Annotated in this window: 22 protein-coding genes, 1 pseudogene and 1 riboswitch; of the genes and pseudogenes, 20 read left to right on the top strand and 3 right to left on the bottom strand. The window is 31.2% G+C overall.

Annotated elements, in window-relative coordinates; translation table 11 throughout:
• The first annotated feature begins 15 nt into the window (after window positions 1-15).
• From LRR82_RS06105 to LRR82_RS10900, 16 genes are all read left to right on the top strand, one after another.
• Window positions 16-1,788, top strand: coding sequence for an ABC-F family ATP-binding cassette domain-containing protein (locus LRR82_RS06105; protein ID WP_249028550.1), 1,773 nt, complete (start codon window positions 16-18; stop codon window positions 1,786-1,788).
• Window positions 1,789-1,804: 16 nt separating this feature from the next.
• Entirely contained in the window at window positions 1,805-2,494 is a 690-nt protein-coding gene (locus LRR82_RS06100) for an AzlC family ABC transporter permease (protein ID WP_249028549.1), read from the top strand.
• The gene (locus LRR82_RS06095; RefSeq protein WP_249028548.1) at window positions 2,494-2,817 is read left to right on the top strand and encodes a branched-chain amino acid transporter permease; all 324 of its coding nucleotides are present in this window, start codon (window positions 2,494-2,496) and stop codon (window positions 2,815-2,817) included. The genes LRR82_RS06100 and LRR82_RS06095 overlap by 1 nt, the downstream gene beginning before the upstream one ends.
• Before the next feature lie 58 nt (window positions 2,818-2,875).
• Window positions 2,876-4,876, top strand: coding sequence for an InlB B-repeat-containing protein (locus tag LRR82_RS06090; protein WP_249028547.1), 2,001 nt, complete (start codon window positions 2,876-2,878; stop codon window positions 4,874-4,876).
• 195 nt (window positions 4,877-5,071) lie between these two features.
• A riboswitch (cyclic di-GMP riboswitch) is annotated at window positions 5,072-5,150 on the top strand.
• 315 nt (window positions 5,151-5,465) lie between these two features.
• A complete protein-coding gene (locus tag LRR82_RS06085) occupies window positions 5,466-6,434 on the top strand; it encodes an aromatic acid exporter family protein (protein WP_249028546.1) in 969 nt (322 codons plus the stop codon).
• A 112-nt stretch (window positions 6,435-6,546) separates the two neighbouring features.
• Window positions 6,547-8,517 (top strand): zinc ribbon domain-containing protein, encoded by a 1,971-nt coding sequence (locus tag LRR82_RS06080; protein WP_249028545.1) that lies wholly within the window; start codon window positions 6,547-6,549, stop codon window positions 8,515-8,517.
• Window positions 8,518-8,533: 16 nt separating this feature from the next.
• The gene (locus LRR82_RS06075; RefSeq protein ID WP_249028544.1) at window positions 8,534-9,220 is read left to right on the top strand and encodes a hypothetical protein; all 687 of its coding nucleotides are present in this window, start codon (window positions 8,534-8,536) and stop codon (window positions 9,218-9,220) included.
• 150 nt (window positions 9,221-9,370) lie between these two features.
• Window positions 9,371-11,050: a GspE/PulE family protein gene (locus LRR82_RS06070; RefSeq protein WP_249028543.1), complete on the top strand. Its 1,680-nt coding sequence runs from the start codon at window positions 9,371-9,373 to the stop codon at window positions 11,048-11,050.
• A 14-nt stretch (window positions 11,051-11,064) separates the two neighbouring features.
• Window positions 11,065-11,823, top strand: a complete 759-nt coding sequence (locus LRR82_RS06065) for a prepilin peptidase (protein ID WP_249028542.1) — start codon at window positions 11,065-11,067, stop codon at window positions 11,821-11,823.
• A gap of 16 nt (window positions 11,824-11,839) precedes the next feature.
• Window positions 11,840-13,033, top strand: coding sequence for a type II secretion system F family protein (locus LRR82_RS06060; RefSeq protein ID WP_249028541.1), 1,194 nt, complete (start codon window positions 11,840-11,842; stop codon window positions 13,031-13,033).
• Window positions 13,034-13,043: 10 nt separating this feature from the next.
• On the top strand, window positions 13,044-14,432 hold the full coding sequence (locus LRR82_RS06055) for a hypothetical protein (protein WP_249028540.1): 1,389 nt from the start codon (window positions 13,044-13,046) through the stop codon (window positions 14,430-14,432).
• A complete protein-coding gene (locus tag LRR82_RS06050) occupies window positions 14,432-14,971 on the top strand; it encodes a hypothetical protein (protein ID WP_249028539.1) in 540 nt (179 codons plus the stop codon). Before LRR82_RS06055 ends, LRR82_RS06050 begins: the two co-directional genes overlap by 1 nt.
• Before the next feature lie 13 nt (window positions 14,972-14,984).
• Entirely contained in the window at window positions 14,985-15,488 is a 504-nt protein-coding gene (locus LRR82_RS06045) for a hypothetical protein (protein ID WP_249028538.1), read from the top strand.
• 10 nt (window positions 15,489-15,498) lie between these two features.
• A complete protein-coding gene (locus LRR82_RS06040; protein WP_249028537.1) occupies window positions 15,499-15,810 on the top strand; it encodes a type II secretion system protein in 312 nt (103 codons plus the stop codon).
• Window positions 15,811-15,813: 3 nt separating this feature from the next.
• Window positions 15,814-16,299: a PilW family protein gene (locus LRR82_RS06035; protein WP_249028536.1), complete on the top strand. Its 486-nt coding sequence runs from the start codon at window positions 15,814-15,816 to the stop codon at window positions 16,297-16,299.
• Between the two features lie 97 nt (window positions 16,300-16,396).
• Window positions 16,397-16,798 carry a type II secretion system protein gene (locus LRR82_RS10900; RefSeq protein WP_283162774.1) on the top strand — a complete coding sequence of 134 codons (402 nt, stop codon included), beginning with the start codon at window positions 16,397-16,399 and terminating at the stop codon, window positions 16,796-16,798.
• A 34-nt stretch (window positions 16,799-16,832) separates the two neighbouring features.
• Here the strand turns inward: LRR82_RS10900 and LRR82_RS06025 are convergent.
• Window positions 16,833-17,321 (bottom strand): annotated as a pseudogene (locus LRR82_RS06025) (MogA/MoaB family molybdenum cofactor biosynthesis protein); the annotation flags it as partial.
• Between the two features lie 46 nt (window positions 17,322-17,367).
• Window positions 17,368-17,844, bottom strand: coding sequence for a cyclic pyranopterin monophosphate synthase MoaC (gene moaC, locus LRR82_RS06020; protein WP_249028534.1), 477 nt, complete (start codon window positions 17,842-17,844; stop codon window positions 17,368-17,370).
• Between the two features lie 417 nt (window positions 17,845-18,261).
• On the opposite strand from moaC, the gene LRR82_RS06015 reads away from it, so the two are divergent.
• The 4 genes from LRR82_RS06015 to LRR82_RS06000 all read left to right on the top strand — a co-directional run bounded on the left by LRR82_RS06015 (window position 18,262) and on the right by LRR82_RS06000 (window position 23,977).
• Entirely contained in the window at window positions 18,262-18,768 is a 507-nt protein-coding gene (locus LRR82_RS06015) for a (2Fe-2S)-binding protein (protein ID WP_249028533.1), read from the top strand.
• Complete coding sequence (locus tag LRR82_RS06010) at window positions 18,768-21,059, top strand: xanthine dehydrogenase family protein molybdopterin-binding subunit (protein WP_249028532.1); 2,292 nt, start codon at window positions 18,768-18,770, stop codon at window positions 21,057-21,059. Before LRR82_RS06015 ends, LRR82_RS06010 begins: the two co-directional genes overlap by 1 nt.
• A gap of 14 nt (window positions 21,060-21,073) precedes the next feature.
• Window positions 21,074-23,440 (top strand): FAD-dependent oxidoreductase, encoded by a 2,367-nt coding sequence (locus LRR82_RS06005; protein WP_249028531.1) that lies wholly within the window; start codon window positions 21,074-21,076, stop codon window positions 23,438-23,440.
• Between the two features lie 72 nt (window positions 23,441-23,512).
• Window positions 23,513-23,977 carry a hypothetical protein gene (locus LRR82_RS06000; protein WP_249028530.1) on the top strand — a complete coding sequence of 155 codons (465 nt, stop codon included), beginning with the start codon at window positions 23,513-23,515 and terminating at the stop codon, window positions 23,975-23,977.
• On the opposite strand, the gene LRR82_RS05995 is transcribed toward LRR82_RS06000, so the two are convergent.
• Window positions 23,974-24,627 carry a TetR/AcrR family transcriptional regulator gene (locus LRR82_RS05995; protein ID WP_249028529.1) on the bottom strand — a complete coding sequence of 218 codons (654 nt, stop codon included), beginning with the start codon at window positions 24,625-24,627 and terminating at the stop codon, window positions 23,974-23,976. The genes LRR82_RS06000 and LRR82_RS05995 overlap by 4 nt on opposite strands.
• Window positions 24,628-24,742: the final 115 nt, after the last annotated feature.

The following is a 24,742-nucleotide window of genomic DNA, read 5'->3' as shown; positions in this document are numbered from 1 at the left end:
TGGAAGGAGATTATTATGTTATTATCAAGTGCAAGCATTACCAAAGAATTAGGCGATAAACAATTATTCAATCAAGCTTCTTTTACGATTGAAGAACAAGATAAAATAGCTCTGCTAGGTGTTAATGGAACTGGAAAGTCCACTTTTTTAAAGGTGATAGCTGGATTAGAACCAGTTACTGGGACTATTATTAAAAATGGAAATACAACAATTAGTTATCTTCCTCAACATCCTGATTTTGATGAAAGCAAAACAGTGATGCAACAAGTATATCAAGATATCGATGAAAAGAAATTACCAGACTATGAAGTAAAAGCAATGTTAAATAGATTAGGAATTGATGATTATGATCAGTTGATTGGACAATTATCAGGAGGGCAACAAAAAAGAGTAGCGTTAGCTATCACGCTATTAACACCATGTGACTTATTAATCTTAGATGAACCAACCAATCATTTAGATAGTATGATGATAGAATATTTAGAAAGATATTTAATCAAATATAATAAAGCAATATTAATGGTAAGTCATGATCGTTATTTCTTAAATCGAATTATAACGAAAATATATGAAATTAGTAGAAAAGAATTAATCGAGTATCCAGGTAATTATACCCAATATTTAGAACAAAAAGAAAAAAGAGAAATGGAATTATTTAGTACACAAAGAAAAAGAGATTTATTCTTAAAAAAAGAAATTGAGTGGGTACGTGCTGGAGTACAAGCTAGATCAACAAAAAGTAAAGATCGTTTAGAACGTTTTGAACAACTAAGTAGTATCGAAAGAATAGAAGAAAATAAATCAGTAGAAATGATGGATGTTCATCAAAGATTAGGTAAAAAAACAATTATTTTTGATAATGTATCCATGGCATTTGGTACAAAGGAATTATTTTCAAACTTTTCTTATACATGTACTAGACAAGATCGAATTGGAATATTAGGTATTAATGGTAGTGGTAAATCTACATTAATTAAATTAATAGCTGGTGCTTTAGAACCAACGAATGGTCAAATAGTATTAGGAGAAACTGTAAAATTAGGTTATTTTAAACAACAAAATGATGATTTAATAGAAGATATGAAAGTGATTGACTACATTAAAGATACGAGTGATGATTTAGAAACAAATGATGGTAGATTAAATGCAAGAACGATGTGTGAAAGATTTTTATTTGATTCTTCTTTGCAACAAACTAAGATTAGTAGGTTATCTGGAGGACAAAAAAGAAGACTTAATTTATTAAAGGTTTTAATCCAAGTACCAAATGTATTGTTATTTGATGAACCAACAAATGATTTAGATATTTTGACTTTAACTATTTTAGAAGACTATTTAGATACCTTTCCTGGTATTGTTATTGTAGTTTGTCATGATCGTTATTTTTTAGATCGTATTTGTGAGCGTGTTTTTGTTTTTAAAGATAAACAAATTACAGTTGTAAATGGGGGTTATAGTCAGTATTTAGAGTTAGATCAAAAACCTGAAAGTAAAAAAGGGGATGGAGCAAAACGTTATGCTATTGAAAAACAATTGCAACGTCAAAATATACCAAAGCTTTCAATGAAAGAAAAACAAGAATTAGAGGGTATGGAACAATTAATTGCAACCAAAGAATTAGAATTAGAACAAATAGATCAACAAATGCAAGAAACAACGAATAATTTTAGTAAATTAGATGAATTATCATCTAAAAGAACTTTATTAGAAGAAACAATAGAGAAGTTAAGTGAACGATGGATGGAATTATTAGAAATTCAAGAACAAATTAGTAATTTAAAGAAGTAAGAATGGGAGAATTCTAGTGAAAACAAAAGCATTGAAAGCAGCATTGCCATATACATTACCAATTTGTATAGGATTTTTATTTATAGGGTTATCTTATGGTTTTTTGATGAGTAGTTTGGGTTTTTCTTTTATTTATCCGATGATTACTAGTTTTTTGATTTTTGCAGGAGCAATGGAGTTTGTAACTGCGAATCTATTATTAATGGCTTTTAATCCTTTGCAGGCTTTTTTACTTGCAGTTATGGTGAATGCAAGACATATTTTTTATGGAATATCAATGTTGGATAAGTATAAAGGAACTGGATGGAAAAAGTTTTATTTGATATTTGGTATGTGTGATGAATCTTTTTCAATTAATTGCACGGTACAAATTCCTGAAGATATTGATAAAGGGTGGTTTATGTTTTTTGTAACATTGTTCAATCATTTTTATTGGGTTTTAGGTGCTACTTTAGGAGGAATACTAGGTACAGTTGTATCATTTGATACAACTGGTATTGAATTTGTTTTAACAGCGTTATTTGTAGTGATGTTTGTAGAACAATGGAAAGAAACAAAAGAACATTTTCCGGCATGTGTAGGACTGTTGTGTGCTTTAGGAAGTTTGTTTTTGTTTGGCGGAGATAGCTTTATGTTACCGGCTATGTTTTTGATTGTTATTAGTTTTGGTATTACAAAACTAATAACAAAAGGGGAGGTAAAATAATGACAACGATACAATGTTTATTCACTATTATTGTTGTAGCATTGGGAACGATGTTCACTCGATTTATTTCTTTTCTAGTTTTTCCAGATAATAAGCAAGCACCAAACTATGTAAAGTATTTAGGAACTGTATTACCTTATGCATCAATTAGTTTAATTATTGTTTATTGTTTAAAAGATGCATTATTTGATTCTTTGCATGGATTACCTGAATTTTTAGGAATTGCTTTTGTTGTTTTTTTACATTTATGGAAAAAGAATACACTGATTAGTATTTTATTAGGGACTTTGTTTTATATGTTTTTAGTTCAAGTTATCTTTTAATAGGTATATAAAATAAGAATTTATATTTGCTGGCATATTTGATTTGGGAGGAGATAATATGAGATTAAATAAAAAGGTTGTAATGATTGGGATAGCTATTGGGGTGCTTTTTAGTGTTGGTTTATTTTGTTATTTGAATCAAAATACACAAGCACTAAGAGTAATTAAGGTAGTTGAAATGGAAGGGGAAGTGATTGTTTCTAGAGGGGATATTGAAGATTTGTCTGGTTATGAAGGGATGTTATTGGAGAGTGGGGATAGGGTTTATGTAGGCCAAGATGGATATTGTCGCTTGTTAGTAGATGATGATAAGTATCTTTATGTGTCTCAAAATTCTTCTTTACAAATAGAAGGAGAAGATGATTCAAATACGGAGATTATTGTATTAGTTGGGTCAGTGATTCATGAAATTATAACTGATTTACAAGAGGATGAGAGTTTTGAGGTTACTACACCGAATGCAAGCCTAGCGGTTCGAGGAACGACGTTTGCTGTTGAGGTTTATCAAAGTGGAGCACTTTATTATACGAGACTTACGACATTGGAAGGGACTGTGACTAGTGATCTTATTAATCTTGATGGTCAATTGGAACAAACTTTATTAGTTGAAAGTGGTTATGAAGTAAAGATAGAAAGTAAGACAGAAACGTATGTTAAGTATCTTTTAGAAGAAACGAATAATACGGAGTTGTGGGATTTGGATTTAACGACAATGAGTGTGGATATGTTGGGTTTAATAGATACTTATATTGATAGTGGAACGAATCAAATTTCAATTGAAAAAGAAGATATTGAATCTGAATTAACACGTCGAGAAACATTAGAAGAACATCTATTAACTGTTGTTTTATTGGATGGGGAAACAGTGGAATATATTTTTAAAGAAAATGAAAGGATAGAAATTGAGATACCTGAAGTAGTAGGGTATAGTTTTAAAGGATGGTATTTAGAAGAAACATATGAAACAGTTTATTCTTCTTATCTTATGCCAGATGAGGATATAACATTGTATGGCTTATTTGAAGAGGATGTTTATGTTCTCACACTAAAAGATGGAGATAGTCAAACAACAGCATCCTATTGCTATCTTGATCCCCTTGTTTTATCAAGTCCTTCTTCTAGTTATGCAACATTTATAGGTTGGTTTGATGATGCGGGGCAAGAAGTCACAAAGATGCCTGCTAGTGATCTTACTTTATATGCTAGTTGGCAGACTAATGAGTATACCTTAACGCTTTATTCAGGTAGTTCTTCTGTTAAATCAAGTTATGCTTATGGAGAAAAAATAAGTCTAGAAACACCAACTAAATCAGGATATACATTTTTAGGGTGGTATGATAATTCCAATGTTAAATGGAATAACAACGATACGATGCCAAATAATAACTTATCATTAACTGCTTCATGGCAAGAAAATGATACTGATGATAATGTTGTCATGTATTCATTAACACAAACAAATGGATCATCATCAACAACGACATCTTATGCAAGTGGGGATACAGTTTTCCTATCGACACCTAGCTTAGAAGGTTATACATTTAGTGGGTGGTATGATAGTGATGGTGTAAAATGGGAAAGCGGAGCTACCATGCCTTCAAAAGATGTAAGCCTTAGTGCAAAGTGGACTATTAATAGTTATAATCTAACTTTAAATGATGGAACGAATAGCACGACTAGTTTAACAACTTATGGAAAAACAATAAGTGAGCCAACATTAACAGGTTATACATTTCAAGGGTGGTATAATGCTTCAGGAGTGAAATTTACAACAATGCCTAGCTATGATATTTCACTAACTGCAAAATGGACTGCTAATTCTTATGATTTTTATGTTTACTCGAGTGTGAATTATTCACAAATAGGTGCTTCTGTAGATTATGGAACAAGTGTAGAAGATGCACTGGTGAAAGCAAAGTTTACTGATATGACAATATCTGGATATGTTGTTGAAGGTTATTATACAACTAGTACTTTTACTGCTGGTAGTGAGGTAGAAATAACGGATATAATTACAGAAGATTTATTTATCTATGCAAAATGGATAAAAACGGATTAATTTTGGATAAAAGAGTTAATAAATACCTGTATAAATCCAAATTATGTTGATTTTATCAACTAAAAAAGCTTCATTCATACTAAAATAGTATATTTTTTAAAAAAATGATGCAAATTGCTTGCATTTAAAAAAATATATGCTATTATATACGTGTGATAGGGCCCGCAATAATAATACAAACGGACCTAGTAAAATCAAATACATCGGTAAAACCATCGTGAGGTGGTGACACAAAACTATAGGGACTTACATTACAAGTTAGCCAGCTGCACAGACATTGTTAATCAATGTGTATGTAGTTGGTTTTTATTTTATTAAGACTATCTCCTCCCCTTTTCGATGGACTTAATAAACACTAGTTAATGGGCAACAATAGCTATCATTATTGAATAGTAAATACATGTTTTGTTATTAGAATAGAGAAGATACCACTTGATGTCTACTAATAAAACAACGGGATGTAGGAAACTATTTCAATTAATTAGAAAGACGAAGATACCACGTCTTTCTTTTTTTTATATTAAATGATAGTAATTTATTAAAAAAATAGGTACAATAACCTAATATAAACAAGTGTTGGGAGATAAATATGAATATAAATCAAAAATATGTTAATGCATTAAAAATAGCTTTTGCAGCTATTTTATCGATTGTATGTGCTAATTATTTACAATTAGATTATCCTGTATCAGCAGGAGTTGTTGCTATTTTGTCAGTAGCACCGACAAAGAAAGAAACGATTGCAACAGCAAGTCAACGTTTGATAGCTTTTATAGTTGCTTTAGTTATTGCTTTTTTGTGTTTTGAAATAGTTGGTTATGGGTATCTTTCTTTTTATATCTACTTGTTATTGTTTATTGTTGTATGTCAACATTTCCAATGGAAAAGTGCAATGGCAGTTGATTCTGTATTAATTTCTCATTTTATTCATAGTTCTATGAATACACAAAATATAGGGAATGAAATTTTATTGTTTTTGATAGGAATTAGCTTGGCAATGTTTGTTAATGCACATCTACATAAGGATGATGCTTATATAACAAAAATGAAAGAAGAAACAGATCAACAAATGAAAGAGATTTTACATCGTATGTCACTTAGAATCGTTGATAAGCAGTTTCCTAGTAATGGAGGACAGTGTTTTCATGATTTGGAATATTCGTTGCGTATTGCTAAAAACATAGCAGAAACGAACTATATGAACCAATTATCCAATGTTGATCGAAAAGACAATGAATATCTTGAAATGAGAGAAAAACAATTTCATGTTTTATATGCCATGCATCAAAGAATTGATACGATGCATAGTGCCCCAATTACTGCAAAACAAGTTTCTGATTTATTAGAAGAAGTAGCACAATCATTTCACCAAGATAATACGGGTGAATTATTGTTAGAGAAGTTATATTTATTAATGGATGATTTAAAGTCTAGTCCATTGCCTGAAGAAAGAATGGAATTTGAAGAAAGAGCTAAGTTATTTGTTTTATTAAAAGAAGTAGAAACTTTTATATTGTTAAAAGTAGAATTTGTTGCAACAAATTCTATACAATCATAATAATGCTTGATTTTATCAGCTTTATGGTAGATAATTATGGTATATTTATGGTTAAAATATGGTGATGATGGATTATTTAATTATCATTAATATTTTAGAAAGGGAGAGAGAAATGAAGAAAATTTTAAGTGTTTTTGCCACGTTAATGCTTATTGTAATGATATGTGGATGTAGTGATGCATCTGTGGTAAATACGGAGTTAACATTCAATGAGGACATGAGTGGATCACGTGTGATGTATGTTGTGGTTGACCAGGATGTTGTAGCAGATGAATTTGATGGTACGATGGAAGATATTAATACTGTTATTAATGCTACTGCACCAGCTAGTTTATCAATTACATATGACGAAGAAACTGTGTCTTATGAAGTAGTGTTATCTTTTGAGTCAATTGAAGATTATGAATTACAAGTAGAATCGATTACTGGGGAGGATGAATCGATTGTTATTTTAGAGGCTGAAAATCCTTTAACAACAGGTATGAAAGTAACAGAAAGTTTTTCTACTACAGATTTACTTTCATGGATGCCTACTGCTTTATATGATGCAGGTTTAATTACATCATCTCAAACAAGTTATGTCTTTGAAATAGGTACATCTACTGTTATTGTTGGTGAAAACTCTTATAGTGGATCAGATACAATCGATGTAGATACAATGGAATATGTTTCTATTGAATCATTTACATTCTATACAGACATTATTTCATTAGATGAATATGTACGTACTGTTGAAGTAGAAATTACAAATGCTGCATTATCATTAAATGAAGAAGAAATTATTCAACATTTTGAAGATTTAGTACCTGATGGAGCATCAGGACAATGGGTAGAAGGAACATCTTCTAAAACATTTGTTTTAGAAATAGAAAGTACTACGTTAGAAGATCTAGCAAGTATAACTGCTGCATTCTTAGATAATGAAGCTGCTTATATCGAACTTACAGAAGATTCTAGTAGTGTTTTTGTAGATGCTAATACACTAAAAGAAGGATTAGCTTTTGGTATGTTTAGTGATACATCAGGAAGTACAGACTTATATTATTGGGTTCATTATGATGAAGAATATGAATTTAGTAATTATACTGGATCAAATGTTGCTTATTGTGAACAAAATGATGATGGATATTATTTAATTCTTGATAGTTATATTAATGATGAAGTGGAATTAGTTAACTATAGTTTAGAACATGTATATTATGTTGCTAAAATGGATGTACATTTAGATAATTCAATGTTTTCTAGTGATATTACTAGAACAACTACTATTTATTTAGATGGTATTCCTGAAGATGAAAAGATTGATTCAATTGTTGCTAGTTTAGAAGCAGGTGTTTATCCTGAATATGATGATGAAGGTAATTTAGTTGAACAAGATGTAACAGGATATGACATTGATACAAAGGAAAAAGATGATCAATTACAAATAATTATTACTCAAACTGGAACACAAGAAGAAATTATTGCTTCTAGTAATTACTTATTTGGAGAAGGAGATAGTTTTGTATATAGTGATGAAGGTGGATTATTTTCTTTAACAAAAGAATTTGTATTTAGTGATTATTTCTATTATTACGAGATTGTTGATTATCGTAATGATGATTTTGTATTAACTTATACTGCTGATTTAGGTTTATTTGCATCACAGGAAGAACTTGAAGATTATGATAGTGATTTAAGTAGTTTATATAGTTTATTATTAGGAACTAGTTCGAATGCAGTAATTGAAGGAAGTAATTTTACAGAAGAATTTAGTGGATTAAGTGGAACTGCTAGTTATACTGGAACTTATACAAATATCTTTGCTGTTATAATTTATCTTGCTATTGTTGGAGTCATTGCTGGTGGATTATTTATTGCTAAGAAAAAAGGAATGTTGGGTTCAAAGAAACCAACTGCTATTGAAGAACAAGAAGTAACTCAAGAAGTGCAAGAAGGTGTGCAAGAAGTACAAGAAGTTCAAGAAGGTATGCAAGAAACAGTACAAGAAGAAGTATTAGATACAATGTATTGTGAAGAATGTGGACAAGAAATTGATAGTGATAGTGTTTATTGTTGTGCCTGTGGCGCAGAAGTAGAATAGAAAAGGGGAGAGAAAAATGAAAAAATATTGTAAATATTGTGGAGAATTATTAGTTGATGGTGTTTGTCAATGTGAATCATGTAAAGCTTGTTGTAATGAAGTAGCAGAGCCTGCTACTCCAGAAGTACCAGTTGAAAAATTTAAAAGAATAGCTTTAGGAGTTTTAAAAAATCCATATAGTGTTACTCGTTCTATAAAATCAAGTGATTTAAAAGAATCATTAATAGTTGGTGGAGGAGCATTAGCAGTTTCTATTTTATCTTGTTTCTTGATTAATTTAGGTGATTATGGATCATCAATAAAATCAGGAGCTGCAGTAATACTAGGGTGTTTGATTATAATGTCAGTCGTACTTTATGTTGGTGGTATTGCTATTGCTACTAAAAAACATGATAAAGATTACTTATTAAGTTTGGTAGCAAAAATGGGATTAGCTCATTTACCTATTACTTGTTTACAACTAATCGGAGCTATCTGTTCTTATTTATCAGCAACATTAATGAGTGTTGTCTATGTGGCAGGTTTAGTGCTTTGGTTATTATATACAAATGAAATTATTCGTAGTGAACTAAGAGGTAGAAATAATGTTGCATCGGCAATTACAATTACTTCTGTTATTGTTGGAGCATGGTTATTTAGTACCATTGTAATGAATTATATTAGTAGCTTAATGAGTAGTTTCTCATTATTCTCATTCTTATAAAAATAAAAAAAGGTGATAGTTTAAGGCTATCATCTTTTTATTGTGTTTAAACGAAGAGAAAAAATGTAGAAATAGTGTGCAAAAGAATACAAATTTGTAAAATTATGATAAGATTAAGCTATCTATAGCATCAAAGATAGGAGAGGTATTATGAAAGCAAATATACGATTAGGTGATGTCTTACTAGAATCTGGTTATATTAGCAGTGATCAGTTAAATTTAGCAATCACTTTCCAACAAACAAACAAATCAAAACGCCTTGGTGAAGTTCTATTAGAAATGGGATTTATTAGTGAAACTCAGTTATTAGAAGCTTTAGGGAAAAGGTTGAATGTAGAAATAATAGATTTAAAAACTACGAATGTAAACTTAAAGGTAGTTGAGTTAGTACCAAAAAGTGTAAGTATGAAACATTATATGCTACCTATTGATAAAAAAGGAACAAGTGTTGTTTTAGCGTTAAATGATCCTTTGGATTTTTATGGTATTGAAGATATGAAATCTTTTTTTGATGGAGATGCCATTGTTGTTTTATGCCATAAAGAAGCATTAACCCAAATGATCCGTCAATCTTATGCAGAAATTGATGCAAGATTAGCAGCTAGTAGTGCCGGTGAAGATGCTCGTATTTACCAACATAATGAAATTATGGATATTGATATTGAATTAGGAGGACAAGATTCTCCAATTATTAAATTAGTAAATACATTATTATTAAAAGCATATTCGGAAGGCGTATCTGATATTCATATAGAGCCTTTTGATGATGTGTTACAAATTCGTTTCCGTAGTGATGGACAATTAGTACCCTATATGGAATTAGATCCTGCTTTGGCAATGCAATTAGCTACTCGTGTTAAGATTTTAGCAGAATTAGATATAGCAGAAAGAAGAATGCCACAAGATGGTAACTTTAAAGTACAAGTTGCAGGGAAAGATGTTGGAATTCGTGTATCAACAATGCCTTCTCCTTTTGGTGAAAAAATAGTATTACGTTTTTTATCACAACAAATTAAATTAGATAATGATCAAACTTATGGGATGAGTCAAAAGAATTATGATTTACTTCAAAAAATATTATTAAATCCTCATGGTATTGTATATATCACAGGACCAACAGGTTCTGGTAAGACAACTACCTTATATATGGTCTTAGAACAAATGCAAAAAAAGCCTATCAATATCTCCACAATAGAAGATCCTATTGAAAGAAATATCAAAGGCGTTACACAAGTACAAGTAAATCCAAAAGCAGGATTAACATTTAGTTCAGGTTTACGTTCCATGTTACGTCAAGATCCAGATGTGATTTTAGTAGGAGAAACAAGAGATAGTGAAACAGCACAAATAGCTGTTAGTGCTGCAATCACAGGACATTTAGTTTTATCAACATTGCATACAAATGACGCCATTAGTTCTATTGTTCGTCTAAGTGATATGGGAGTAAAAAGTTATTTACTAGCCAATTCATTAGCAGGTGTCGTAGCACAACGTTTAGTAAAGAAGATATGTCCATTTTGTAAAGAAGAATATGTCCCTACTGATCAACAAAAAGCAATGTTTCCAGATGTAGAACATTTCTATCATGGTTCAGGATGTAGTGCTTGTAATCAAACGGGATATAAGGGAAGAATTGCAGTCCATGAAGTATTAGAAATAGATAAAATAATGCGTTCTATGATAAGTCATGAAGAATCAACTGAAAAGTTATATGATTATATAAAAGAAACAGGAAAAATGAATTTTATTAAAGAAGATATTTATGAATTAGTAGTGGAGGGAGTTACTTCCATTGATGAATATCAAAAGCATACTGCTTTTGATATTTAATAAAAGGAGTGAAGATGTTAATAATTGAATTATTAGGGTATTTAATCGTATTTGTAGTAGGAATGATTTTTGGGAGCTTTTTTAATGTTATTATTTATCGTTTACCAAAGCATCTAAGTATAGTACTAGGACGTTCAAAATGCCCATCTTGTCAAAATAAAATAAAGTCTTATGATTTAATACCAGTGGTGAGTTATTTGTTTTTAAAAGGGAAATGTCGTCATTGTGGTACTAAGATATCGATAAGATATCCAATCATAGAATTGCTTACAGGAGTCTTATGGGGATTTACTTTTTATCAATTTGGATTTCAAATAATTAGTATTTTCTATTGTATTTTTGCATCCTTATTACTGATATTAATGTTTATTGATATTGATTGTATGATCTTACCAGATTCTCTTATTTTACTTATTATGATAAATGCAATTATTATTGCTTTTTTACAACCAGAGATATCACTATTCAATAGAAGTTTAGGATTTTTAAGTGTTAGTGGTATGATGTTGGTTGTGTCACTTATAAAAAATGGTGGATTTGGTGGTGGAGATATTAAATTAATGATGGCTTGTGGTTTTTTATTAGGTCTAAAGCTTGTTATAATGGCATTTATTTTTGCAATTATAATAGGAGGAATGCAAGCAATTTATTTATTATTTATAAAAAAACAAAAAGATATTTATATGCCTTTTGGACCAGCTTTATGTATTAGTTGTTATTTTAGTGTTTTTTATGGAGAAGTTATATTGCAGTGGTATTTAGGGCTTTTATAGAAAGGGAGATTGTTTTATGCCAATATATAAGTACAATGGTGTATCAAATAAGAAAAAGAAAATAAAAGGGATAAAAGAAGCAGCGAATCCTAATGATTTGTATGAAACATTAAAAATACAAGGAGTTTATGCTTTTGATATAGAAGAACAAAGTTCTCCTAAATTACAATTCAAACGTTTGAAAGTAAAAGAACTAGCTGATTTTTCACGCCAAATAGCAACCATGCAAGCTTCTGGTATATCTGTTATGAAGGCTGTTCAAATTATCAAACAACAATCATCTAAAAAATCTTCTCAAGAATTATATGATTATTTATATGCAAAAATATCACAAGGGAATACTTTATCGCAAGCAATGTATGCTTGTGGTCAATCTTTTCCAGAAATGATGATTCATATGTTTCATGCTGGAGAGGCTAGTGGAAAATTAGACGGGGCTGCTAGTAAGATGGCAAAATATTATGATAGTGAGTATAAAACAAAAGGGAAAATAAAAAATGCTTTAGCTTATCCGATTATATTGGCTTTTGTAGTTGTATTTGTAGTTCTAGCATTATTTACATATGTATTACCTATATTTTTTGAAATGTATGAAAAAAGTGGAACAGAATTAAATAGTTTTACGTTATTCTTACAAAGAATTAGTAATTTCTTTGTTAATTATTGGGCAGTAGTTATATTGTTAATTATTTTATTTATTACAGCGATGCTTGCACTTAGGCAATGGAGTCCATTGGCTAAAAAGATAGATAGATTTCATCTAAAGATACCAGGGGTAGGAAGATTGTTATCGATTATCTATACGGCACGCTTTGCTAGAACAATGAGCTCATTGTATAGTAGTGGAATTGGAATGATTCAATCATTAGAGATGAGTGCAAAAACAATCAATAACCATTATCTAGAAGAACAATTCCAATTAGTAATAAAAGATGTCCAATCTGGTCATCCTTTATCTTATGCGATAAGTGATGTAGAAGGAATGGAAGGGAAGTTATCTGCTTCTATTTTAGTAGGAGAAGAAAGCGGTAAGTTAGATAGCATGCTTTTATCTATTGCTAGTGAATATGAATTAGAATCAGAGTTAGCAGTTGAAAGGTTATTAACCTATATAGAACCAGGAATGATTATTGTTATGGCAGGTATTATTGGACCAATACTAGTTGCAGTTATGTTGCCAATGTTTGATATGTATTCGATGATAGGATAGGAGGGGAAATATGAGTACAGTAATTTATATAAATTATGATAAGATTCAAGTTGTTGGCCAAAGTGGTGAGCAATATCAAAAACAAACCCTCTTATTAAAAGAAGGTACTGTTTTAAATGGGGTCATTGTAGATAGTGAAGAAATTATTGAACAATTAAAATCAATAAAGCCAACTATTACAAAAGCATCTATTGTTATAGATAGTAGTAATGTTTTATTGAAAAGATTATCATTACCTAAAATACCAAAAAGTAAATTATTAGAAGTAATTCAAAGAGAGTTTGATATGGGAGAAGCAACTGAATATTATTACGATCGTAATTTTATTAAAAGCTCGAAAGAAGAAGATATTATTTTATCTTGTGCTATTCCAAAAGAGTTATTAAATCGTTATATAGAAATATTTGATAAAGCGAATATAAAAATAGATCGTATTGATGTAGCTATTAATGGGATTGTTAAATATGTAAATGCGAGTGATACTTTAAAAGACCAAACATTCTTATTAAATATTGTTAGTCAAGATGCTATGATATCAGTATTGTTTGAAAATGGAATTTATCAATTATCGAATCGTAGTCGTATTCATAATGATGTCGACACCAAAGAATATATTAGTGAGTTATATGCTAAGTTATCTACTATGATTCAATTTAGTAAATCTAAAAAAACAGAATATGAATTACAAAAAAGTTATTATGTTGGTTTATCAGATGAATCAATGAATCAGTTAGAACAACATATTCATGATTATGGTTTATCTATTGATATTAAGAAGAAAAAGACAAAAGATATGGAATATTTTTATCCAAATCTTGGTTTATTAACAAATAAAGATGATATAAATCTAGCAGTTATAAAAAAAGAAAAAATATCTAAAAAGACAATCAATAAAACTCTTTTAGTAGCTTTTCCTTTCTGTGTTATTGCTCTTATTATGGTAGTATTTGCATCTTTGATGATGAAAGAAGCTTCTTTAGATAAACAAATAGTTAGTTTAGAACAAGAAATTACTAGTTATGAAAGTTCGCAAGTAATACAATCATTAGAACAAATAAAAACAAATAATGATGATGTATTACTACAAGTAAATGAATATACAACGATAAGTGATTTAGTGAATGCTTTTCAAGTAGTGAATCCTGATTTTTTACGCTTAATTATAAGTGATTTAGAGATTGAATCAATAGCTTATTCAAGTAGTACAACGACTTTAACAGTGAAAGGATATAGTAGTAATCAAGATGATATTGCTGCTTATTCACAAATGCTTAGAGAGTCTAGTTATGGTGATGGATTGTATTATAATGGTTATAGTATTGATAGTCGTAATGGTGGTCAATATGCATTTAGTATTCAAGCTTTTTTTGATGTAAGTGAAAGTGAGGATAGTGAATAATGATAAATTTGACAAATAGAGAAAAGAAATTAGTATATATTACTTTTATTTTATGTTTGATTTTTGGTAGTTATGCTTTCTTATTGGAACCAACTATTCAGTCTATTCAAGAAAAAGAAGCACTTGTTACAGAATTATCCATCGAAGTAGATTCTTATCAACTTTCATTTGCAAGTATCACTTCATTAGAAGCTGCTTATCAAAATAATCTTTCTGAGCTTGCAAGTTTAGAAACTTTAATAGGTGATTATATGCAAGATGAAGATGTGGATCGTTTAGTAAGTGAGATGTTAGTGGATCATTATTTAACAGTTAGTAATTTTACACTAATCAATAATGATGCGGATGATTATGATATTAATAGTGCTGTAGCAATGGCTAAAAGTGTCCAATTAACTTTATCTGGGGATAGAGATGATTTTATTGATTTTGTGGAAGTACTATATCAAAGAAGTGATGTTGTATTAACGAGTTTAACAATGGCTAGTGATGATGAGTTTGAGATTAGTTTTACAATATATATGAAAGCAGAACAATAAAGTAGGTGAAGAAATGAGTAGGCTAAAAAACAATCAAGGCTCTACATTAATGACAGTAATGGTTGTATTGTTAGTGGTATCTATTTTTGTGGTAGGTCTTCAAACAATGTTTGCTACCTATATTTCTAGTAGTAATGATGATTATTATGAAAAACAAGTCTATTTATCCTCTCTCAGTATTGCAAGTGCAATTAGTTTTCAATTAGAACAAGATAGTCTTTTGTTGCAAGAAGGCAGTGAAGAATTAAGTGAGGCTAGGCTTTCGTTAGTAATAGATGTTGCGAATTTACAAGAAGGTCAAGAAATAGAGTTAGGTGAAGTTTGTTTTGATGATAGTAATCTACAAAGTGGAATTACGACTGTTTGTATTTATTTAGAAGATGAGTATGTGATGGTAGAGTCTACAACGAAGTGGCAAGGTTATCAAGAAACAGTGAAAGCTTCTTTAGTTTGGGAAGTGTATGAAGTTGAGGGAGTCATGTATGGATTATATAACTTCCATTCTTATCAGGAATAGGGGGATGGCAATGGATAGTCAGCGAGGAAGTACGTTAGTTGAAAATATGGTTGCAGTGCTTATTTTAGGGATTCTTTCAGCTGTTTTAGGTACAGTTTTGTTTGCTGGTATGAATCTTTATCAAAATACAAGAGATGAAGAATTAAGGGTACAGGATGTGTATAATGCAATACAAGCTAAACAGCTTGAAGAAGGTGTGTTAGAACAAAAGACAGGGACTATTTCCTATGTTTATAACCAACAAGAGATTGTTTTATCTGGTAGTTATCTTTATGATGTCCAAGAAGAAAAACTATTTGAGTTTTTCAAAGAGCAGGAGTAAGGTATGATAAAATTAGATAATAAAGGAATGACTTTGGTGGAATTATTAACGGCAATGTTTATTACTGTTATTGTTGGGGCTGTAGCGATAACATTTTTATCAGCAGTTATGAATCGATATAGTAGCCAAATTAGTTACAATACACAAATTAGTATTGTTCATTATTTAGAAGAAGTAATTAGTAGTGAAATTCGTTATGCTAGTGAAGTAATTATTAGTGATCAAGATATAGGGACATATAGTAGTGATTATAATGTATTAAAAATAACGGATAATCAAGTAATTATAAATGATGAAATAGTATCGAATAGTAGTACTTTTCAAGATCAACAAATTAGTGTTACTTTTATAAAGATTACGAGTGATTGTGTGGATATTGAAATTATGTGTAGTGGTGATAATGACTATACGAGTACTATTTCTATTCGGATATTAAATATGGTAGAAGAAGTTAGTGGGAGTAGAGGAATATTTATTTATTATCAATAACGGTGAAAAGCAGAAAGGATTACTTTCTTGACAGTAAAGTGATATTTGGTGTAAAATTGCTACATATAATGTTGTCTAGAAGTAAACGGAGGAAAACATGATTAAACAAATTAAAAAAACATTAAAAAATAACAAAGGATTTACTTTAATAGAGTTGATGGTAGTAGTGGTGATTTTGTTAATATTAGCTGCTATTGCGGTACCGTCATTTACAGGTTTGATTGATGAAGCAAATGAAACAGCTGCTATTGCGGAGGCTAGAAGCGTATTATTATTTGCTCAATTTGAAGCTGATTTAGCTGCAATGGAGGGAGAAGACCAAGTGACTGCTTTAGCAGATGAATGGTCACAAATTTGTAGTGATGCGGGTGTGGATGAAAATGATGCAACATATAGCTTTGATGCATCTGATGGTAGTTTAATCATCTATTATTATTTTGATAATGGAGCACAGTGTGTAACAATGCCAGGAGCAACTGTATCAACAGTTGTTAATTAAATAAAAAAACGATGAAATCTAATTCATCGTTTTTTTATTGATTACTACCACATTCACCTTGGCTTCCTTTTAAAATTCCTAAACCATGTTGCAAGGATGGGATAATAAAACTTAGACTTTCTTTTACTGCTTTAGGACTACCTGGTAAATTAATGATTAACGTATTGTTACGAATAACAGAAGCACCACGACTAAGCATTGCTCGAGGAGTAATTTGTAAAGAATAATAACGAATTGCTTCACTAATACCAGGTGCATTTCTTGAGGCTATTGCTAAAGTGGCTTCTGGTGTTACATCACGTTTTGAAAAACCAGTTCCACCTGTTGTTAAAATTAAATCTACTTGTAATTCATCACTACAACGAATTAATTCTTTTTCAATTGTAGGTTGGTCATCAGGAATGATCATTTCCTCTATTACGACATATCCTTGTTTTTCCATTTCCTGTTTAATAGCAGGACCACTTTCATCTACTCGTTGACCAATTGATCCTTTATCACTTAATGTGATGATTGCAACACGAAATGGCAATTCTTCTTTTTGATGTTTCATATGCTTACCTATCTTTCTAAAAATTATTTTCAATAATACCGCTTTTTCCACCTGTTTTACGTTTTAAATAAACAGATTGAATAATCATTGTTTTATCAACTGCTTTACACATATCATAAATAGTTAATAGGGCAATATTCACTCCTGTTAATGCCTCCATTTCAATACCAGTTTTGCCATCACAACGAACTAAACAAGTTACTTCAATTTCCGATGATTCTTCTAATAGTTCAAAGTCAATCGTTGATTTCGTTATTTGTAAAGGATGACATAAAGGAATTAAGTCAGATGTTTTTTTAGTTGCCATAATGCCTGCAACACGAGCAACCCCTAGCACATCTCCTTTTTTATTATCTTTACTTTTAATCGTTTCAAAACATTGTTTATTTACTCTAATACGACCAACTGCAATTGCTTCTCTTTGAGTTATTTCCTTTTGACCAACATCGACCATAATTGCTTTACCATCTTTATCAAAATGTGTAAAATCCATATCTTATCCTCCCATATAAATAATACTTTTCTTAACTTAAGCATAAATTATTTGTTTTTGAAAAGCAAGTTCTATTTATTTTAACAAAGCGAAAACAGGATATTGAAATAACTTGAAAGCAGAGAATAAAACGGGATGAAATTATCACAAATAAGTTAGCTATAACTAACTTGTAAACAGTGCAAACAGTTAGCAAAAGCTAACTATATACGTTGAAAAACCGAGATAAAATAAACACTTTTAAGAATTTAACTAAAATTACAATGATTACTTTAAATCCTTGTAAATTTTTTAACAAATTATCAAGCGAACGCTTGATTTTTGTTGCTTTGTGCTTTTTGCTATTGTATAATTTTGTTGTAAAATCATTTCGAAAGGGGTTTCAGTTTTGGTATAACCAAAAGGATAGGAGGAAAAATGGAAGCAAGTATGATTAGTATTATTGTTAATGGAAAAGAATATGCTTTCTCAGTAGGAGATGGACACGGCCAAGTGGCATGTTCTGAAACATTATCGTTTACATTACGTGAACGAATCGGATTAACTGGCTCAAAAGAGTCTTGTGGGGAAGGAGCATGTGGTTGCTGTACTGTTATTATGGATGGTGATGCAATTACTTCTTGTAACACACTTACTTTAGATTGTGATGGAAGTTCTATCGTTACAATTGAAGGATTAGAAGATCCAGTAACTGGTGAACTAGATCCTTTACAACAAGCATTTATTGATTATTATGCATTTCAATGTGGTTTTTGTACACCAGGTATTATCATGGCAGCAAAAGCGTTATTAAATAAAAATCCACATCCAAATGATGATGAAATCAAAGAAGGCTTATCAGGAAATTATTGTCGTTGTATTAGCCAATATCATGTTATTGATGCAGTAAAATATGTAGCTGAAAATTCAGGAGGCGAAGAATAATGAAACCAGATTATCGTTATGTCGGTAAGAACACACCAAGAAGAGAAGCAAGAGATATCGTAACAGGTAGAGCAACTTTTCTAGATGACTATAACTTACCTCGTCAGTTATATACAAAAATGTTAAAAAGTCCACATCCTCATGCAAATATCGTAAGTATTGATATTAGTGAAGCACAAAAAGTGGATGGGGTTAAAGCTGTTTTATGTTTGGAAAACTTACCAGAAGAATGTAAAGAATGGTCTTTAGGATTTCCATATCATAAACCAATTTTTGATCGTAGACTTCGTTATGTAGGGGATCCAGTTGCAACCGTTGCTGCGGAAACTCCTGAAATTGCGGAAGAAGCATTAAAATTAATTAAGGTAGAATATGAAATATTAAAACCATATTATACACCGATGGAATCATCACAACCAGATGCAATTCAATTTTATGATCATATTCCTGGAAACAAAGTTCCTTATGGGATTGGATTACCAGGGTTTCCATTAGGAGAACATGGGGTAGAGTTTAAACATATTGATAAAGGTGATGTAGAATCAGCGTTTGAAGAATGTGACGCTGTTGTAGAAGGAACTGCATCATATAGTGCATCTCATGCACCATTAGCTCCGGAAACACCTGCAGTATTAGCACAATGGACAGAACCAGGAAACTTATATATTAGAGCTTCTAGTCAAAGTCCAAACTTACTTAGAATTCAATTATCAACAAAAATGCCAGATGTTATTGTACGTTCTGAAAGTTTCAACGTAGGTGGTTCTTATGGTAATAAAAATCACATTACTTGTATGTGTATGCATGCATCCGCATTAGCGTTAGTAACAAATAGACCTGTAAAATTCATTTATACGAAATCAGAACAATTATTAGCTTATGAAACTCGTTTAGGTTCTCATATGACTTTGAAGGTTGGTATTAAAGATGGTTTAGTTCATGCAATGCAAGGGAACTGGATGATTGACACAGGAAGTTGTAATGATATTGGACAAGCACAAATGGGTGTAGGTCTAGGAGAAATGCAATTAGTATGTGCTAAGTGTAAAAACTGGGACTTTAAAGCAGATATTTATTATACAAACAAAGAACCTGCAGGGGTAGTTCGTGGATTTGGTGGACAAGAATTAAAATCAGCGTTAATGCCTATTATTTCACAATGTGCAGCCAAACTTGATTTAGATCCTGTAGAATTTTATAAAAACAACTTTGTAAAAGAAGGAGATCCATATACTTGGAGAGATGGTACTAACTGGGTATGTAAATATGCAGACTATCGTCCAGCTATGACTCAAGCAGCACAAAAATTTGAGTGGGCTGACAAATTCAAAGGATGGTATAAACCAACTTCTGTAAATGGTTCAAAAGTACGTGGTGTTGGTGTCGGTTTACATGGTAACTGTGATGTTGGTGAAGACTGTTCAGAAGCATATGTTCGTTTGGAACCTTATGGGTATGCAGTTGTACATTGTACAGTAGCAGAAGCAGGACAAGGGCAAAGAAACCAAGCTATTAAAGCAGCAGCAGAAATCTTAAATATGCCTTTTGAAAAAGTAAGAATTACAGATGCAGATAACTTAGTAAATCCTCATGAATTTGGATTAGTAGGATCAAGAGGGACTATCGTTGTAAGTACTGCAGTTGGGGAAGCTGCTAAAAAAGTAAAACAAGAATTATTAGAAAAAGGTGCAGCATTCTTACACTGCCCAGTAGAAGCAGTAGATACGGAAGATGGATTTATTTATTTAAAAGATAAACCAGAAGTACGTGTTCCTTGGATGCCAATCATTGGATTTGGTCATACAATGACTGGAGTTGGTAAATATGAAGAACAATTTGCTATTCCTAACTTCTGTATGTTATTTGTAGAAGTAGAAGTAGATACTGATACTGGAGAAACTACATTAATTAATGTAACTGGTGGTACTGATGTAGGTCAAATGTTAGATCCAGCAACATTAGAATTACAATTCCAAGGATGTATTGGTTCTGCAGCATTAGACACAGGTTTAATTGATGGACATGTCTTAGATACAACACAAGGTCGTTTAATGACTGCTAATATGATTGATTACAAGTGGAGATTATTTAATGAATTCCCTGAATTCAATTCCGTAATCTTAGAATCACAATATGATATATCTCCATTCAAAGCAATTGGATTTGGAGAAATCTCAGGTGCTCCTGGTCCTTCAGCAGTTTCAATGGCTATTTCTAACGCAATTGGAAAAGACTTTATTGAATATCCTGCAACACCTGCAGCAATTTTAAAAGCTTTAGGTAAAGCGTAAGGGGGGAGACGAAAATGAAAAAATTTGGATACAAATCTGCAAAATCATTTGATGAAGCTGCAGAAATAATAAAAGCAAATGAAAATAGTGTACCAGTTTCTGGTGGTACAGATTTAATTTTTGAATTAAAAAGTGATATTTTAACAAAATATCCAGAAGAATTAGTAAGTTTAAGAAAAGTAGATGGTGGATCTTATGTAACTGCACAAGATGGGACTATTAAAATTGGTGCTATCACAAAGTTAGGTTGCTTAGAAAAATCAGAAGAATTATTAGCTGGGGCACCAGCGTTAAGCCAAGCTGCAAAATCGGTAGCAACTCCATTAGTTCGTAATTCTGCAACTATTGGTGGGAATGTTTGTCAAGATGTTCGTTGTTGGTATTATCGTTATCCTGAAGATGTTGGTGGGAAAATGGTATGTCAACAAAAAGGTGGAGAAGAATGTTTTGCAGTATTAGGAGAAAATCGTTATCATTCTGTATTTGGTGGTATGAAAATTGTAACTAGTGCTTGTACAAAAGGTTGTCCTGCTGGAACTGATGTTTCCTCTTATATGGGTGAAATTAGAAAAGGGAACTGGGATGAAGCTGCAAAAATAATTATGCGTGTAAACCCAATGCCAATGTGTACTTCAAGAATTTGTCCACATCCTTGTGAAGACAGATGTAACCATGATAAAAATGGTGATAGCGTAGCTATTCACTGTGTGGAACGTACATTAGGAGATTATATTTTAGAAAATAAAGAAAAATTCTATGTAGCACCAAAAGCTGAAACAGGTAAATCTGTTGGTATTATTGGAGCTGGTCCTGGTGGTTTAACTGCTGCTTATTATTTAAGAAGTCAAGGACATAGTGTTACTGTGATTGATTCTCATGAAAAAGCTGGTGGGGTATTAATGTATGGTATTCCTCATTATCGTTTACCTAAGGATATTGTAGAAGGATATGCAAGTGCTTTGGAAGGTATGGGAGTTACTTTTGAAATGAATACTACTGTTGGTAAAGAAATATCAATGGAAGAAGTGGAAGGGCGTTTTGATACTGTATTCTTTGGTACAGGTGCTTGGAAACAACCAGTATTAGGTATTACAGGAGAAGAATTAACTCAATTTGGTTTAGACTTCTTACAAGATGTAAATACATTCTTACAAAAAGCTACTGGTGAAAACGTATTAGTTTGTGGTGGTGGTAATGTTGCGATGGACGTAGCATTAACAGCAAGACGTTTAGGAGCTAAGAGTGTTAAATTAGTATGTCTTGAATCAAGAGAAGCAATGCCTGCAACAAAAGAAGAAATTGCAAGAGCTTTAGAAGAAGGTATTGAAATTGAAAATGGTTGGGGTCTAAAAGGTGTTATCAAAGATGCCGATGGAAAAGTAAGTGGTTTAGAATCAATGAAATGCGTAAGTGTTTTTGATGAAAAAAATCGTTTTGCACCAGTATATGATCATGATGAAACTACTGTATTTACATCAGATAGTATTATCTTAGCAACAGGTCAACGTGTAGACGTAGACTTCTTAGGTGATGAGTTCGCTTCTCAAATTAAATCAGAACGTGGTTTATTAGAAGTAGATGAAGAAACTTATCAAACTAAAAATGAAAAATTCTTTGCAGGTGGGGATGTTGTTACAGGACCTAATATTGCAATTCGTGCAATTCATGCAGGTAACTTAGCAGCTCATTCTATGAGTGCAAAAATGGGATATCCAATCAAACGTGAAGCATCTGAAAAAGGTTATAAGACTTTTGATGTAGAAGGTGTAAAAGTAGAAGAATCTTGTAAGTTAGAAGAACTTCCTGTAGCTAGTCGTACATTAGTGGATGAAGATGAAAAATCATTATCTCTTGAATTAGCTTCAAAAGAAGCAAAACGTTGTATGAATTGTGGATGTTACTCAGTAAATGCTTCTGATATTTCACCAGTATTAGTGATGTTAGATGGAACAATTGTTACTACTAAAAAAGAAATCAAAGCTGTTGACTTCTTTACTACAAAACTAAAAACAAAAGATATGTTAGAACATGGTGAATTAGTAACTGAAATTCAAGTACCAGTATTAGAAGGATATACTTCTAGTTATGATAAATTCCGTGTCCGTGATGGGATGGATTTTGCAATCGTAAGTTTATCTTCTGCTTTCAAAGTAGTAGATGGAGTTATTGAAGATGCTAAATTAGTATTAGGTGGAGTTGCACCAGTACCATATAAATTAGATGAAGTAGAAGCTTTCTTAAAAGGTAAAGCGATTAGTGAAGAAGTAGCTGAAAGTGCTGGAGCTCTTGCTATTAAAGATGCAATTGCAATGGAACATAATAATTATAAAATTACTGAAATCAAAGCTTTAGTAATTCGTAATATTTTAGCAGTAAAATAATAAATTCGTTAAAAGCCTAGAAAACTAAATAATAGAGAGTATTCTGGGCTTTTTGTCATGGGAGGCAGACAAATGAAAATAACAAAGTTTGATGTATTATTAAATGCGTGGGTATCGTTGATTTTAAATATTTTCTTAAATACAATTGTACCTATTGCAAATGGAACAGGTTTAACATTATCTAGTTTTGCAAGTAGTTATGTATTAGGTGTTATTATAGGGTTTATTTTAATGACATTCTTACCAATTGCTCCTTTAGGGAATAAGTTTGGTGATTTATTTAAATTAGACAGAAGAGATATTAAACATCAATTAGTATCTACTGTATTAGTGGCATTAATTATGGCTACTATTATGAGTTCATTCATGACTTGGTGGGGAATGAAAGATGTTCCTGGTTACCAAGATTTCTATGTAGCATCAGTAGTAGCATCTTATCCATTATCATTATTCTTAACTTGGTTATCACAAAATATTGGATTATGTACAGGTATTCCATTAGTAAAAAAAGCGCTTGGTATTCCACCACACGCTTAATCGTTATTTAAATCGGTATTTATATATATCATACATAAATCTTTTACTTTTTCCCAAACACGAGGTTTTATATCAGCGTCGTCTGGTAGACCTAACATCCAGCGTAAAAACACTGGGTGTTCTACTTGGGAAATGATTCCACCAGTAATCATTCTAGCATGCAAAGCAAGGGTAGTATGAGTTATATCTGGGTATATTCTTTGAAGTAAGTTTTTAATTGGATGTTCTACATTGTCATAGATTACTCGAGAGAGTGGGAAGTCTCCTTTTGGAGGACTAGTTTGTTCTCTGATTAGTAGAAAGAATGTATTCTTTTGAGTAGGACTAGATAATGTCATAACAAGAAGTGTAATGAATTCTTCAATTAATTCCCATGCTTCTTCAATAGAACACTCTTCTTCAAGTCGTTTATTTACTTTGATCGTTGTTGGGAGTAAATGGCTATTCATTTCTTGGGCCATATGATTCATGGCGGCAATATATAAACCTTCTTTGTTTTCAAAATGATGGAAAATAGTTGAAATATTATATCCAGATTCTTTTGAAAGCATACGAGTGGTAGTGCCTTCGTAACCATAAATTGAAAATAAGTAGATGGCACTTGTTAGTATCTTTTCATGTGTTATTTGTTTTTTAGTTGGTTGTGTCATTATTTTGCCCTCTTAGTCTTGTGACTAATGATAGCACTAAAAAATAATGTTATCAAGCAATTAAATAATAAAACAAGATGGAATGTTTTAAATAAAGAAAAAGTATGATATCAAA

The sequence above is a fragment of the Tannockella kyphosi genome, assembly GCF_021054785.1.
GTDB classification, from domain to species: Bacteria; Bacillota_I; Bacilli_A; order Erysipelotrichales; family Coprobacillaceae; genus Tannockella; species Tannockella kyphosi.
The sequence above is the reverse complement of the archived record's forward strand: the minus strand, read 5'-3'. Positions and strand labels throughout refer to the sequence as shown.

Excerpts from the sequence above, each read along its gene's own strand:
- LRR82_RS05995 (WP_249028529.1), bottom strand. The coding sequence starts at position 24,627 with ATGACACAACCAACTAAAAAACAAATAACACATGAAAAGATACTAACA.
- LRR82_RS06060 (WP_249028541.1), top strand. The coding sequence starts at position 11,840 with ATGCCAATATATAAGTACAATGGTGTATCAAATAAGAAAAAGAAAATA.
- LRR82_RS06095 (WP_249028548.1), top strand. The coding sequence starts at position 2,494 with ATGACAACGATACAATGTTTATTCACTATTATTGTTGTAGCATTGGGA.
- LRR82_RS06045 (WP_249028538.1), top strand. The coding sequence starts at position 14,985 with ATGAGTAGGCTAAAAAACAATCAAGGCTCTACATTAATGACAGTAATG.
- LRR82_RS06055 (WP_249028540.1), top strand. The coding sequence starts at position 13,044 with ATGAGTACAGTAATTTATATAAATTATGATAAGATTCAAGTTGTTGGC.
- LRR82_RS06000 (WP_249028530.1), top strand. The coding sequence starts at position 23,513 with ATGAAAATAACAAAGTTTGATGTATTATTAAATGCGTGGGTATCGTTG.
- LRR82_RS06085 (WP_249028546.1), top strand. The coding sequence starts at position 5,466 with ATGAATATAAATCAAAAATATGTTAATGCATTAAAAATAGCTTTTGCA.
- LRR82_RS06005 (WP_249028531.1), top strand. The coding sequence starts at position 21,074 with ATGAAAAAATTTGGATACAAATCTGCAAAATCATTTGATGAAGCTGCA.
- LRR82_RS06050 (WP_249028539.1), top strand. The coding sequence starts at position 14,432 with ATGATAAATTTGACAAATAGAGAAAAGAAATTAGTATATATTACTTTT.
- moaC (WP_249028534.1), bottom strand. The coding sequence starts at position 17,844 with ATGGATTTTACACATTTTGATAAAGATGGTAAAGCAATTATGGTCGAT.
- LRR82_RS06065 (WP_249028542.1), top strand. The coding sequence starts at position 11,065 with ATGTTAATAATTGAATTATTAGGGTATTTAATCGTATTTGTAGTAGGA.
- LRR82_RS06090 (WP_249028547.1), top strand. The coding sequence starts at position 2,876 with ATGAGATTAAATAAAAAGGTTGTAATGATTGGGATAGCTATTGGGGTG.
- LRR82_RS06010 (WP_249028532.1), top strand. The coding sequence starts at position 18,768 with ATGAAACCAGATTATCGTTATGTCGGTAAGAACACACCAAGAAGAGAA.
- LRR82_RS06070 (WP_249028543.1), top strand. The coding sequence starts at position 9,371 with ATGAAAGCAAATATACGATTAGGTGATGTCTTACTAGAATCTGGTTAT.
- LRR82_RS06080 (WP_249028545.1), top strand. The coding sequence starts at position 6,547 with ATGAAGAAAATTTTAAGTGTTTTTGCCACGTTAATGCTTATTGTAATG.
- LRR82_RS10900 (WP_283162774.1), top strand. The coding sequence starts at position 16,397 with ATGATTAAACAAATTAAAAAAACATTAAAAAATAACAAAGGATTTACT.
- LRR82_RS06035 (WP_249028536.1), top strand. The coding sequence starts at position 15,814 with ATGATAAAATTAGATAATAAAGGAATGACTTTGGTGGAATTATTAACG.
- LRR82_RS06015 (WP_249028533.1), top strand. The coding sequence starts at position 18,262 with ATGGAAGCAAGTATGATTAGTATTATTGTTAATGGAAAAGAATATGCT.
- LRR82_RS06040 (WP_249028537.1), top strand. The coding sequence starts at position 15,499 with ATGGATAGTCAGCGAGGAAGTACGTTAGTTGAAAATATGGTTGCAGTG.
- LRR82_RS06105 (WP_249028550.1), top strand. The coding sequence starts at position 16 with ATGTTATTATCAAGTGCAAGCATTACCAAAGAATTAGGCGATAAACAA.
- LRR82_RS06075 (WP_249028544.1), top strand. The coding sequence starts at position 8,534 with ATGAAAAAATATTGTAAATATTGTGGAGAATTATTAGTTGATGGTGTT.